The organism is Paenibacillus sp. JGP012 (assembly GCF_014203995.1).
Lineage (GTDB): Bacteria > Bacillota > Bacilli > Paenibacillales > Paenibacillaceae > Paenibacillus > Paenibacillus silvae.
In genome coordinates this window covers 314903-328738 of the sequence record NZ_JACHKG010000001.1, presented here as the reverse complement: position 1 = coordinate 328738, position 13836 = coordinate 314903, and the positions used below count along the sequence as shown (strand labels likewise).

General features: G+C 47.5%; 9 protein-coding genes. All 9 read right to left on the bottom strand.

Annotation, left to right across the window (positions count from 1 at the left end; translation table 11 throughout):
* Nucleotides 1-184 precede the first annotated feature (184 nt).
* A complete protein-coding gene (locus tag HNR77_RS01475) occupies nt 185-1870 on the bottom strand; it encodes a type 2 periplasmic-binding domain-containing protein (RefSeq protein WP_184180054.1) in 1686 nt (561 codons plus the stop codon).
* Nucleotides 1871-1992: 122 nt separating this feature from the next.
* Complete coding sequence (locus HNR77_RS01470) at nt 1993-3621, bottom strand: response regulator (RefSeq protein ID WP_184180051.1); 1629 nt, start codon at nt 3619-3621, stop codon at nt 1993-1995.
* Nucleotides 3622-3649: 28 nt separating this feature from the next.
* The gene (locus HNR77_RS01465) at nt 3650-5410 is read right to left on the bottom strand and encodes a sensor histidine kinase (protein ID WP_184180048.1); all 1761 of its coding nucleotides are present in this window, start codon (nt 5408-5410) and stop codon (nt 3650-3652) included.
* 356 nt (nt 5411-5766) lie between these two features.
* Nucleotides 5767-6465 (bottom strand): serpin family protein, encoded by a 699-nt coding sequence (locus HNR77_RS01460; RefSeq protein WP_184180045.1) that lies wholly within the window; start codon nt 6463-6465, stop codon nt 5767-5769.
* Between the two features lie 117 nt (nt 6466-6582).
* Nucleotides 6583-8115, bottom strand: coding sequence for an ABC transporter substrate-binding protein (locus HNR77_RS01455; protein ID WP_184180042.1), 1533 nt, complete (start codon nt 8113-8115; stop codon nt 6583-6585).
* 145 nt (nt 8116-8260) lie between these two features.
* Nucleotides 8261-9169, bottom strand: a complete 909-nt coding sequence (locus HNR77_RS01450; RefSeq protein ID WP_184180039.1) for a carbohydrate ABC transporter permease — start codon at nt 9167-9169, stop codon at nt 8261-8263.
* 17 nt (nt 9170-9186) lie between these two features.
* Nucleotides 9187-10173, bottom strand: coding sequence for an ABC transporter permease (locus tag HNR77_RS01445; RefSeq protein WP_184180037.1), 987 nt, complete (start codon nt 10171-10173; stop codon nt 9187-9189).
* A gap of 179 nt (nt 10174-10352) precedes the next feature.
* Nucleotides 10353-11966 carry a response regulator transcription factor gene (locus tag HNR77_RS01440; RefSeq protein WP_184180034.1) on the bottom strand — a complete coding sequence of 538 codons (1614 nt, stop codon included), beginning with the start codon at nt 11964-11966 and terminating at the stop codon, nt 10353-10355.
* Nucleotides 11941-13734 (bottom strand): sensor histidine kinase, encoded by a 1794-nt coding sequence (locus HNR77_RS01435; RefSeq protein ID WP_184180031.1) that lies wholly within the window; start codon nt 13732-13734, stop codon nt 11941-11943. Before HNR77_RS01435 ends, HNR77_RS01440 begins: the two co-directional genes overlap by 26 nt.
* Between the last annotated feature and the right edge of the window lie 102 nt (nt 13735-13836).

Here is a 13836-nt window from a genome sequence, read left to right as displayed (position 1 = left end):
AATATAAATGGCACAAAAGCAACTACTTTGGGCTTAGGCCCTGCTGCTCAGCACGGAAAGCCATAAAACCGCTGTTTCACTCGATTTTCCATGTGTTTTTATGACGTTGAAAAACACAAAAAACGCACAGACTTGTATCGTCTGTGCGTCACTATTGATTTACATTTTCATAGAGAGGTTCGGCTTATTTTTTCACACCATCATACCACTCGTTAACTTCCTGAGTGATCTGATCGCCGCCGCCGGATTTCCATGTTTGAACAAAGGTATCAAATGAATCGATCGGGCTCTTGCCATAGATGATTTCATTGAATGCCTGATTCTCAATTTTGTTGAGGTAGTCCAGCTTGGCTTTCATCGTTTTGGTTGTAGGACCTGTGAACATATTTTTGAACGAAATATCTTTCTGCTCAAGCAGCACTTTAGCCGCCGCAGGAGTCTCCGGTCCATAGTTCACCGCTACGTCTTTTTCCAGCTTCGTTTGCGGCTCTTTGCCATCTGCCAGATTCATCAATGCCTTCATCTGTGCATCTGGAATACGTGCGCCGTCACGAACAAGCAGGTAACGTACAACGTTGACATATCCACCGTCAATTTCATCCGGTTTTTTCTGTTTGCCGTTGGCATCCAGCTGGTAGTCATACCCTTCAAACAGACCGTTGTCATACGGGCTGCCTGGAGCCGGGTCAGCATAGTTGTCAAACAGGTAGTTCTGGTAAGTGAAGAACGCTTCAGGGTGAGCCATGTCTTTTTTGATCAGGGTCACACCGTTAACAAACTGTGTTCCGTGACGCATTGCTTTGCCATCAGGGCCTGTCGGAATAGAAATTGGCTTCCATACTGCACTCGGTACATTTTTCACTGTATCTTTCAGCGGCCAGCCGCTCATCCAGTAAGGACCAGGGATAATGCCTGCTGTACCTGCAACCGCCGGTTCTGACGTTTTGTTCTCATCCCACAACGCTGCTTCCTGAGGAATGTAACCTTTGGTCAGCCATTCATTCAGCTTTGTCAAACCTTGCTTCATACCCGGGTTAACAGAACCATACTCCAGTTTGCCATCTGCACCCACATTCCACTGAGATGGCAGAGCTCCATATGCACCGAAGATCCAGGATGGATCACCCATCCAGGTATTCATGGATGTTTTGAAACCGATGCTGAGCGGAGTTACTTTATCTGGTGCCAGACCATCCGGATTTTTGTTTTTGAAAGCTTCCATAACCGCTTCGAGCTCATCAATGGTTTTAGGTGCTTTCATATTCAGCTTGTCCAGCCAATCCTGACGAATCCAGAGCAGGTAGTCATTGTTGTATGCGTAATCGAGTACCGGAATACCCATTCTTTTACCATCACGGCTGTACGCATTCCATACATTCGGATCTTGCTCCATTGCTTTTTTCCAAGTATCCGAAGCATACTTGTCAAACAGCGGACCCACTTCCTGATACATGCCGGAATCAATCAGGTCCTGAGCCAGCAGGTTATCACCTACGGTTACGATATCAGGCATTTCCTGACCCGAGGACATTGCCAAACGAAGTTTGGTTGCGAACGCGTTGTTTGTATCCGTTACGGACCACAGCGACTTAATCTCAATACCGAATTTGTCCTTGGCCCATTTCGTAGCGACGTTATTTTCCATCGATTCGCCATTTTTGAATTTCAGCTCAGGGTCGATGCCCCATGCTGTAGTAATGGTTACTGCGGGATCATACTTTTCCTTGTATTCATTTTGGGACCCGGATGCGCTTGGCTCAGCACTCTCCTTGCTCCCATTTCCTCCTGAACATCCTGCAAGAACGACGGTCAGACAGAGCGTCGTAGCGAGAAGCGACAAGAATCTCTTTTTCGTTGATTGCGCTCTCATGTTGTTCCCCCTTAATCGTTTTGGTTACCCTTTCATTATAGGACGGCCAGGCACATCAGCCTATGATAAGAAATCAAGATTTCTGCACCTTTACCAACCTGTATGCTCGATTTATGTTGTATTTATGTCTGATCCCGGAATTCATTCGGTGTCATGCCGTAATGTTTTTTGAACATTTTGCTGAAATATTGCGGATTTTGATAACCCAGCTCACTCGTAATCTCGTATATTTTTTTATTTGTATGTTTGAGCAGATACAGCGCTCGTTCCATACGCATACGGATCATGTAGTCTCCGAGACCTTCCCCCGTCTCTGCCTTGTATATTTTAGAGAGGTATACGGGGTGTAAATACACTTTGTCCGCAATCATTTTCACCGACAGATCCTGTCCCGTATCTCGGGTTACCAGCTCCTGCACTTGTTTAATGACATGCCTGCGGCTTTGTACCCCTTCCTGATCCGACAGCTCCTCCTGCAGCTTCTCGAGCATGTTCATTGCCCAGCGCCGCAGCTTCTCCGGGGATTGAATCAACTGGTGCGCAAGCACCAGATCGAAACCCGCATGATCTATCTCATGTACCAGATGTCCTTGTTTATGAGCGATGTACATAAAAGCATTTGTCACAGACAAATACATTTCATACGCATGCTCTCTGGACAAATACACCTTCTCCACAGCATTAAAAACAGCGTTCAGCTTGTCCGCCGCAGCCTCCCATTGTTTGGTCTCCAGCAGCTGAGGCAGCACCGGTGGCTTATACAGCTCTTCAAGCGCTTGCGCAGCATCGTTTTCGGCACGTTTGTTTAACGCTTTTTCCATGTCGATATATATGATTCTGTGCTCCTCGGGTCCGGAAAGGATTAAAGACCCCAAACTTTTGCGATACACATTTGTAAGCTCGTTAAATGGAAAAGGCGGTGTAACCACCATGGACAGATCTCCCTGCAGGTAACGAACCACATGCTCCCGGAATGTTCCGGCAGCTGCTTGCAGATTGCTTCCCTCCATTCGGGATAGCTCATCCGGCTCTCGGTTCTGAAGGAACATGACCAGACACTCATGCGGCCCCCGACCAAACCAGACGTTGTACGCTTCACCCAGCACTTCCTCGGCAATATTCCCGACAGCAAAATCCATCAGGTCCAGCGACTGCTGATCCATAGACGCAAATCGTCCGGCAAGACGAATCAGCATCATGACAGCAGGCTGCTCGGGGTCCATATGAAGCTCGTACTGCTCAAACTGCTCGCGCAATGCTTTCGTAGTAAGCACCCGGCCCAAGAGCAGATCATGCATCAGATTTTCGCGTAAAATTTTGTAATCCGATTTGCGGCTGTACAGCAGGCGATGATATTTGTCAAATTCATCCCATTCGTCACGCAGAGAGGTAATCGCTGCTGATACAGAATTCATAAATTCATCATCGTTAACCGGCTTCAAAATATAATCTGCCGCCTGCAGCTGAATCGCCTTTTTGGCATAATCAAAGTCACTGTGTCCTGTCAGCAAAATACAGCGCACATGCGGCCACCGCTGGCTCACCTCGCTAATCAGCTCAAGCCCGGTCATACCTGGCATTCGAATGTCAGTCACGACGATATCTACTGCGTTCTCCTCCATAATCTTCAACGCTTCCTTGCCGGAGGCCGCACGCAGCACGGTTGTTACTCCGATCTCTCCCCAAGGAATGGTGAGTTCCAGACTCTCGGTTACATACGTTTCATCATCCACAAGCAGTATATCGATCAATTCAATCACTCTCCCGGTTAACTTTAAGTTACTCTTCTTCGTATTCTTCAAGCGCAGGTTTCGGCTCTACCGGCCATGACAACACAACTCGCACGCCGCCCAGGTCGGATTCGGTAATATGAAGTCCACCCTTCTCACCATACTTCAGCTGCAGTCTTTGATTCACATTCCACAAGCCGCAGCCCATCTCCTGATCCAGCGTACCCGCAAGCTTGATGAGCAGCGCCTCCCGCTCCTCCTGTGTCATGCCTTGACCATCATCTTCAACAATGAGCAGTATTCGGCCATCCTTTTGCTCACCGGATACTCTGATCTCCCCTGCTTCTGCATATGCTTCAATCCCATGAATGACCGCATTTTCAACCAGAGGCTGCACAATTAGTGGCGGAACTTCGATACGCAGCATGTCCTCTGGCAAATCAAGCGTATAATGGATGCGCTCCATGCGCATACGTTGGATTTCCAAATAGTTGGTCACAAATTCAATTTCTTCGGATAGCGGGACCAGATCCCTCTCCTGCCTTGTTGTATACCTGTAATATCTGGACAGATTGTGAGACATGGCTACAACGGCATCTACACGTTTCAGCTTCGCCATGCTTGTAATGAATGAGAAACAGTTATAGAAAAAATGCGGATTAATCTGTGACTGCAGCTGCTTCAACCTAGCTTCCCGTACATGAATCTGCTCCAGATATACGTGCTCGAACAGCTGTTGAATCTTTTCTACCATCGAGTTAAAGCGTTCGGACAGAAAACTGAACTCATTGCGACCTTTCGGCTCGATTCGAACAGAGTAATCCTCCTGCTTCAACCGCTGGAATCCACGAATCAATTGTTTCACCGGCACCTGAACTTGCACATATAACAAATAAGCTGCGGTAGAGCTCATCAGAAGCAGGCATATCATGGACGAGTAGAACAGAATGTTGGACTGGTGAATCGGCTTCAAAATATCGGACAACGGCATATAGTCCACCAGATACCAGCCTGTGGTGCTTGACTTCACCGAATTGACCATGTATGGCTCATTGCCAATCACTACCGTACGGTTCTCCACGTCTTTCAAGGGCTGGCTGGACAATTCCTTGATCAATGGATCTGTCAATGTCCGATCCGATGTCCGGTTATAGATTACGCCCGTTTCCTCACGGAAATAAAAGGGATCATGTCTTCCATCCCCTTTGAATTTATCAAGCATGTCCCGAATGTTGTCACTGTCGAATTCCAGCTTGATGATGGTCTCTGCATTTTCGGCAGGGTCTTTGATTCCGTATGGGGATACGGTGATCCAGCTGAACATGAACCGGTCATTCTGCCCATCCTCAATTTTGTGAACATCCCAGCCTGAAACGATACTTTCTTTTAACGCATGCTTGTCATACGTACGGGCATCCCGTTCCGAGATCACTCTGCCGAGCGACGGGGAATACAGATATAATTTGGTAGCCCAGTTCGATGAGCTTTCCTGAATACTCAGCTTGTTCTGAATACGCTTGACCAGATTGATCGCATCCAGATCGAAATAACGGCTCTCCGCAAATATACGCCGAAAACTGGCGATATCCGGGTCATGGATCAGCAGATTAGGCCAAGAGGATAACAATTCAATGTTAGAGTTCACCTGATTTTGAAAAAACTCCAGCTGATTGCTGTTTGATTGGTTAAGCTCATCTCGAAGCACAGCCGTTGTTTTATGATTGGAATACCAGTACAGGAGTACAACAGGAACAAGCATAATCAGAATCAAAATGACCATCTTTGAAAACAGATTTGTCCGGTATGACATGGAAATGTTCATCTCGCTTTATTTTAATTTTCTTTAATCGTCCTGACACAAGTCGTGACATTAATTGTAGTCATGGCAGCTTTAAATACAATCTATTTCTTGTACAAGCTTCATAATGCACCGTTAGATGCTCTCATAAACAGACTGTCCCATATTATATGGTAAGCCTCACCCATCCTCTGGAAAAGGACATTAATGCAAGGTTTCAGCACTTAATTCAACTTGCACAAACGGAAAAAAGTCGGCGCTCAGCCGACTTCACTCCTGATAAATGATGTATTTTTTATGTTATTCTGCCTGTCGGTCATTCAGTATATATTGGTTATGTACTTGGATTTACAGTCTGCCTACACATGCTAAGGGATATCATAGTCAAAAACCGTATTGGTCCCATCAACTGCAACATCTAGTACGATATCATGCAGCTTGCCGCTCACCTGCAAGGGCCGTTGCGCCAATCCGGAGAATTCAAGCTTTCCTGTGAACGTCATGCGGGGCTCAAGTTTGACCGATATAGCGTCAAGCTCAACAGACTGTAAAGATTCAGATAACGGATCATCCTGATAACGGTAGCTTCCTGCCAGATCAGGCTTTACCATCGCGGCGACAGCCGAGCTGCTATAATTTTTCAGTAACAATTCACAAGTCGCACGAGCTTGACCGTCAGGATAAACCTGATACGTGCATGAGCTATCGTTCTGTGAGTACGATATGCTGCTTAAACCCGTGGCCCCCCATTTTACCACATACATCAACTTATCCGTCATAAACGAATAATTGGAGATTAAGATCACTACCGCAATCCACAACGTCTTCGCCACGAGCGGATACTTGGTCATGATCTCCTTCCGCGCAAGATAATACCCGCAAGCCAGCATGCCAAGTCCGAAGAAAACCGTAATATGTACACCGCTGACGTACGCTTTGGTATATGGGGATATGCCGATGGATAACAATAACGAATCACCGACTGAGAAACCGAGATGGTGGTTACAGGTAAAAATAATCGCAAAGAGCAATAAACTTCCTGAGAACACAAGTCTGGTTCCCGACACGCAAACACCTCCTAATCAACCACCTGATTATATCATATTTTTCCTATTTTTGATTAACGATCCAAAACAAAAAAAAGACGTTATCGGTAATAGCCGATAACGTCTTTGTCTGAAGCTTTATTTTCCAGCCAGAAATGCATCCAGCTGCTCCTGTTTAGCGGCAATAATTTTATCGATACCTGCCGCTTTCAATTTTTCCAGATATTTCGGAATCATCTCGTTCGGATCAACTGCACCCGAGGTCATGCCTGGTTTGAACTGCTTGTTGACGTTGTTAACAGCCGCAATTTCGTTTTTCACGGACTGGCTGTTAAAGGTGAAACCAAGGGCAGGAGATTTTACACCTTTGGCGTTAAACTCCTTGAACTTTTCCCATTTCTGCGGATCTTCATTATCCCACAGGTAATTCAGGAACTGGTTACCCAGCTGCCACTGTGCGCCTGGATTATAAGTACGGCTGTTGGCATCTACACCGTCAGGCAGCTTGATGATGTTATCCTGACCTTCTACTTTTACATAATGCTTCCCTTCAATACCGAAGTTGAGCAGGTTATTAATTTCTTTGTCAGAGTGAAGCAGGTTAATGACTTGCATCGCTTTCTCCGGTTTTTCAGAAGAGCGGGAGATTGCAAGCATCGCACCGGATGCATCCCCAGTCGTAATGGTCGGACTTGTCATTTCAATCTGTGTCAGCGGATAGCCAACATACCCTTCCTCTTCCTTATCTTTGCCCGGCTTCATACCATCCGTCCACATGAACGCTTTGCCCGCTTTGGCCTGGTCTTTCGGGAATACGTTCGACGTTGCTGCGTCACTGTTAATGTAACCCGCCTGATACCATTTACGTGCAAGCTCGGCTGCTTGTTTGAACTCCGGCGTTTCCACTTCATTCAGCACTTTTGTTTCGCCTGCTGTTTTGGAGATCACACCCGGTACAGAAGCATCACCGAGATAATCCCAGTCGAGGTTTTCGAGCAATCCGTTACCATTCGTGTTGGACATGTAGAACGGAGTGACGGAAGGTTCATTTTCCTTAATGGTTTTGAGCAGCGGCTCCAGATCAGCCCATGTTTTAACTGCTGTCAGGTCCAGCTTGTATTTGTCAGCCAGATCCTTGCGGACCAGCACACCGCGGGTGGCTGCAAGCTCCTTGTTGGTTGGCACTCCATAGTTGACACCATCCACTTGAGAACCTTCCAGGAAGGCAGGGTCCAGATTTTTCTTGATGTCCTGCCCGTATTCATCCAGCAGGTCATTCAGCGGCAAGAACGCACCTTTGGCTACGTTAACGGTATAGTTCTGCCAAGCTGCCGTGAAGATAATGTCAGCCTTCTCCCCTGAGGAGATCATCAGGTTCAGCTTATTATCCCATTGACCCCAGTCCACAGCATTGATTTTGATCGTAGCTCCAATCTTGGACTCCATCTTTTTGTTGATTTCTGCCTCTACCAATGCAACATCCTTCTGAGGTGTGCCCGGATAGAATAGCGAAACCTCGTAAGGCTTTTCAGTATTACTTGCGTTCGGAGTACTTCCTTCTGCTCCCGGTGTTGCAGTCCCCCCCTTGTCAGGCGAACAGCCAGCAAGCACCAGAGCCAGTGTCATGGCAGCCGCTGTCATACGTGACCACACTTTAAACGATTGAACCAATTGAACCCCTCCTGTTCATATAATGGACCGTTACCTTTTACACCTTTACCGTTCTTCCCCAATTCCAAATAAACGGTAAAACCTTTCTGTATGTGCCCTTTCGTCTATCTTCCAATAACCTTGGCCACTCCCTAACCGGCTGGAGTTATCCCTTCACAGCACCTACCGTCAGACCTTTGATGAAATAACGCTGGAAGAACGGGTACGCCAGTACAATTGGACCTATACCGACAACAGCCATTGCCATTTGCAGCGTTTTGTTAGGCAGGTTGAGAAGTCCTCCCTGTGATGAAATCTGTGAAGAAACGTTGGAGTTGGTAGTTAAATATTGAATATCGAGCAGCGTCCGGTACATAAGGTACTGAAGGCTGATCGTCCGGTTATCCGAGATAAAAATCATACTGAGGTACCAGTCATTCCAGTAGTTCAGCGTACTGAACAGTGCCACGGTTGCCATAACGGGCAGCGAGAGCGGCAGGACAATCCGCAAAAACGTTTTCAGTTCCCCCGCTCCGTCAATGCGCGCCGATTCCAGAATAGATACCGGAATGGAGTTGGCGAAAAACGTTCGCATGACGAGTACAAAAAACGGTGATAACAACAGCGGCAGGATCAACGCCAGAATGGAGTTTTTCAGATCCAGCACGTTGACGTATACGAGATACCAGGGAACAAGTCCCCCGTTAAACAGCATGGTGAAAAAGATGAAAAAGGCGAACCAGCCGCGATACGGCAAATCCCTGCGTGAGAGCGGATACGCATAAAGTGCGGTCAGTGCAACACTTGTAATCGTACCGACAACGGTAACGATAATCGATATGCCGTAAGAGTGGATGATCTGATCCATATCCTTGAACAGAAACTCATAGGCTGTCAGGCTGAACTGCTCCGGAATGAGCTTGTAGCCATTGGCAACAACCGTCGTTTCATCCGAAAAAGAGATGGCGAAGACCAGTATGATCGGCACGATACAGGCAATGGCATAGAATAGAAACATGAAATGAATGACGGCCGCGGAACGCTTGGATACCGCTAATGGATCACGTGTTTTCACAACTGACTTGCCTCCTCTCAAAATAGTGCATTATCTTTGTCAATCCGTCTGACGATGGTATTGGATACCAGCACCAGCACAAAACCGACAATCGCCTGGTACAAACCTGCCGCAGATGACATCCCGATGTCTCCACCAATAAGGAATGTACGATATACATACGTATCAAGAACGTTGGTTACAGGGAACAGTGCGCCTGATTCCAGCGGAACCTGATAGAACAAGCTGAAGTCTGCATAAAAGATACGTCCGATCTGAAGCAAAGTCATAATGACAATCAACGGAATCAGAAAAGGAATCGTAATGAACCGAATCTGATGCCACTTTGATGCCCCATCGAGTACAGCCGCTTCGTAGTATTCCTCGTCAATTCCCACAACGGCAGCGAGATAAATAACCGCATAATAACCGATATTTTTCCACGTATTCACGAGCGGCAAAATGTATGGCCAGTATTTCGGTTCAGAATACCAGTCGATCGGCTGTCCTCCAAACATTTGCAGAATGGTCGAGTTCATAAATCCCGAGTCCTTGCCTAGAAAAGCAAGTACGAGATAGCTGACCACGATCATGGATAAAAAATAAGGCAGCAGCATAAGTGACTGGTATAACTTGGACATTGCTTTATTTTTCACTTCGTTAAGCATAATTGCCAGTCCTACACCAACAAACAGATTGAGTGCGATAAATACGGTGTTGTATGCAAGCGTGTTTCGCGTGATCTCCCACGCATCGCTGGTTGAGAACAGGTATTTAAAATTATCCCATCCGCTCCACGGGCTCCCCCATATTCCATCGGCATAGTTGACATTTTTGAATGCGATCAGAACGCCGAACATCGGCATGTAGTTGTTTACCAGCAGAAACAAAATGCCTGGCAGAAACATCAGGTAGAGCACCTTGTACTTGCCAAGATTGTATAACACGGACTTGCGCTTTCGAACCGTGCCTTCCGGTATCTCCGATATTCGTACGCCCTTACCCGCCCGGGGTTGTGTCTTCATACGTGTTCTCCCTCACTCCTCTTGAATTCTTCCTCAGGATGAAGCTCCGTGCGTCTCCTGTGGTTCAAGTATACGGCGGGGCGATCAAGTCCTCTATCTGCTGTGGTGACCTGTTCAATGATCAAATTATGACTTTCATTCCATAAAAAACAAACAAAAGCGCAGCATGCTGCGCCTGGTTACACGGTTCTGGACTGTTTGCGAAACTCCTGCGGCGTAATGCCGGTGCATTTTTTGAACATTTTCGTAAAATGAGAGTAATTATAGTACCCTACCTTACCTGCGATATCCGTCACCTTGACAGTGGACTGGGAGAGTAAGGTTTTCGCCATCGCTACTCTGCGCTGCAGAATGAATTCGGACAGAGACATTCCTTTTTCCTTGCGGAACAAACGGGACAGGTAAGCCGGGTTAAATCCGGCAAACGCTGCAAGCTCCTCCCGCATCAGCTCCTCGCCGATATGATTCTCAATGTAAATGCACAGCTGATCCACAATCGACATCGGATTCTGATCGTCCGGGTACAGGACGGGGATGACACGGTCAATCAGATCAAGCGTCCACTGCTTCAGCTGCGACAGCGATCGTGTCACTACGGCTTCCTCCGGCTCTCGCTCTCCTGGATAAAGACTGCGAATGGATACATTGTTCTGATGCAGCAGCGGATAGACGACATGCAGCATCGCATGATAGTAGAGACGCAGCATTTCCGGGGATAAGCCTTCCTGCGCGGCAAGCAGCTCGAAAATTTCATGCACACGTTCACGCAAATCATCTACTTTGCCTGTTTCAAACAATATGGACAGCTCCGAGAACCATGGGATCGGTAAAAAACGATCTTCCTGCGCCCGATGCCGCTCGTCATAGACAAAAACCTCTTCCAGTTCCTTGATATTACGCCGCTCCATGTCCATAAGATCATTCAGCATGCCTTGCAGTTCAGTTACAGCAACAGGTGCTCCTACATAACAAGACAAGCGGCAATAGAAATAAGTTCCACACTCCTGAATGTAGCGCTGGCAGCGCTGCTGGGCTTCTTCCGCAGACAGGACAGTTCCATCCTGTTCATACGCCAGGACGATGTTCAGCCCGCTGTGATCCTGAAACACTTCACCTGGTTTATCCCCCAGCACCATTTCTCTGGCCGCATTACGCAGGGCATATTCCAATACCTCTTCATCACGCAGATTGAACTCGCGTACCCATTCCTCCACCGATATAACAATCGGCAGCACACGAACCTCGGGATCAATCTCTGCACCGTACAGCTCGGCGAGCTCCTTCAGCTTCTGCGGGGTAAGTGCACTGCGCTGGGATACTGCATCTTTCCAGAAACGCTCGGTCAGTAGAGGTTTATGGGTTTTCCACCGCTTGTATACGGTTTCGTAAACCTCGTTCGTTCGGGTACGCTGTTCTCCATCCCTGATTTTGTCCATGGCTTGTGTAACCACTTTGATAAGCTGATCCGCTGGAGCAGGCTTCAGCAGATAATCGAAGCTGTTCAGCTTGATTGCTGTCTGGGCATAATCAAACAGTGCATGACCCGTCAAAAAAATAGTCAGTATGCCTGGATCATGCTTGAGCACCCAGCTTTGCAAATCCAGACCGGTCTCCCCGGGCATCTCGATGTCACAGATCAAAATATCAATGGCCTCCGTCCGAATGACCTGTCTGGCCTCTTCCACATCACATGCCCCGAACACCTGATCAATTCCGGCAGCCTTCCAGTCCACACCCTCCAGCATCGCTTGCAGAGCGTATACCTCATCATCCACGATCAACAGGTTCCGCATGAGTTCCTCCTTCTTGCTCTTCCGTCTGAGCAGGCAGATAAATGCTTACTGCAGCGCCTCCATCTATCCTGTTTTCAAAAGTCAAACCAGCCTCGCTGCCATACTTCACCAGCAGCCGGTGAGCCACATTCCATATTCCAATATGCTGTCCTCCGGGGTCCCTGGCATATTGTGCCTGCATCAGCCGCTCCAGTAGCTCCGGTGCAAAGCCGACTCCGCTATCCGTAATCTGGAGCTCCAGCATGCCATCCCTGGCCTCACCGTCTGCTTCTTCCTTCACACGTGCCGAGATACGAATGACAAAGGGCTGCATTCTCCGCTGAAATCCATGAATGATAGCATTTTCTACAAAAGGTTGCAGGGTCAGCGGCGGAAGAACATACTGTCCCGCCTTCGCATCAATATCCAGTTCGAATTCCAGCTTGCTCGGAAAGCGCAGCTTCTGAATCTCAAGATAGTGGCGAATATGCTCGATCTCATCGTTAAGGCTGATTACACGTTTGCCGGCACGTAAACTGAATCTGAAATAATCGGCCAGGTGACCTGCCATCTGTTGTACCAGCTCATGTTTTTGCAGGGAGGCAAGGCTATGAATAATATTCAGGGAATTCAGATAAAAATGCGGATTAATCTGCATCTGCAGCTGCTTGAATTCGGCTTCCCGCGTCCGCAGCTGTTCCTCATACACATCGATCTTCAGATGCTGGATCTCCTGAATCATCTGATTGAAGCTGCGTGTCACAAACTCCAGCTCGGAGGAGGACGGTGCGTCCAGTGTCACATCCAGTTCTCCGCGACTAACCCTTCTCATGCCGCGAATCAGAGCGTTCATCGGACGGAACAGAAGCTGCCGCAGAAAGAACAGCGCCGTGATGAGAATGACAGCAGCCCCTATAGGCAGCAATCGGATAATTTGTTGGAAAAATGGCAGGTTGCGCATCATGTCTTCCTCTGGCAGCAATACAACATAATTCATCTCTGACATCGCGGAGGCAATGCCAACCATCAGATACTGCCGGGCCTGCCCGCCCGTTTCAGTGATGACCTGGTACGGACTTTCCAAACCGGTTAAATGATCAGCCGCCAGTTTAATTTGTTTCGCATCCAGCGTTGAATCAGACAAGGCTCTGCCATCGGGAGTCACGATAACCGCTCCGCCCCTGTCCCCCGATTCAGCAAATTGCTGTGAATCATTCAGTGCATTCATGTCTACCAAAGCCCCGGCATAGAATTGCTGATTGATCCGCACCGTTTTCACTAACGCATTAAACGAACCTCCGCGTACAATACTCCATTCCGGCTTCTGAATATCCCCCTCCAACTGGCGCAGCTGGGCTGGCATACTTCGCTGCACAACCGACTTTTTGATATCATAGTTGCCCGCGGTGGCCAGCAGAAGATCATCATTCACCGCATCGTACAAATAGAATGCATCAATGAGATTGTAAAATCCGATATCGGTCATAAATTTGTTCATAATACGCTGCTTGGCAATAATATAGTCTCCACTTCCGTATTGCAGAAAGAACAGGGAGATAATATCAGGGTCACGCTCGCCCAAACTGTATAAATATCGATTCGTTTCCTGCAGTACACGTTCATTTTGCTCCACATTTTTGGCCAGATGATTCATATAAGTGAGGGATACCTTATCACGTACCACCTTCATCGCATACACATTGTTGTAATAGAGCAGCATGAACAGTGGCAGCATGATCAGCGTAAGTCCCACAATAAATTTAAAGCGCAATGAACGGATCAAGTTCATGGATTACCGTCCTTTTGATTCAGGATAATCTGATTTATTCTGATTTCATCTGTTGTTTCTGATTTCTCCCTCAAGATAGCATGTATATTGTAATCACCTGTG

What these genes read in the sequence shown, in the direction of transcription:
- HNR77_RS01475 (WP_184180054.1), bottom strand. Translation starts at nt 1,870, where the DNA reads ATGAGAGCGCAATCAACGAAAAAGAGATTCTTGTCGCTTCTCGCTACG.
- HNR77_RS01465 (WP_184180048.1), bottom strand. Translation starts at nt 5,410, where the DNA reads ATGTCATACCGGACAAATCTGTTTTCAAAGATGGTCATTTTGATTCTG.
- HNR77_RS01445 (WP_184180037.1), bottom strand. Translation starts at nt 10,173, where the DNA reads ATGAAGACACAACCCCGGGCGGGTAAGGGCGTACGAATATCGGAGATA.
- HNR77_RS01440 (WP_184180034.1), bottom strand. Translation starts at nt 11,966, where the DNA reads ATGCGGAACCTGTTGATCGTGGATGATGAGGTATACGCTCTGCAAGCG.
- HNR77_RS01435 (WP_184180031.1), bottom strand. Translation starts at nt 13,734, where the DNA reads ATGAACTTGATCCGTTCATTGCGCTTTAAATTTATTGTGGGACTTACG.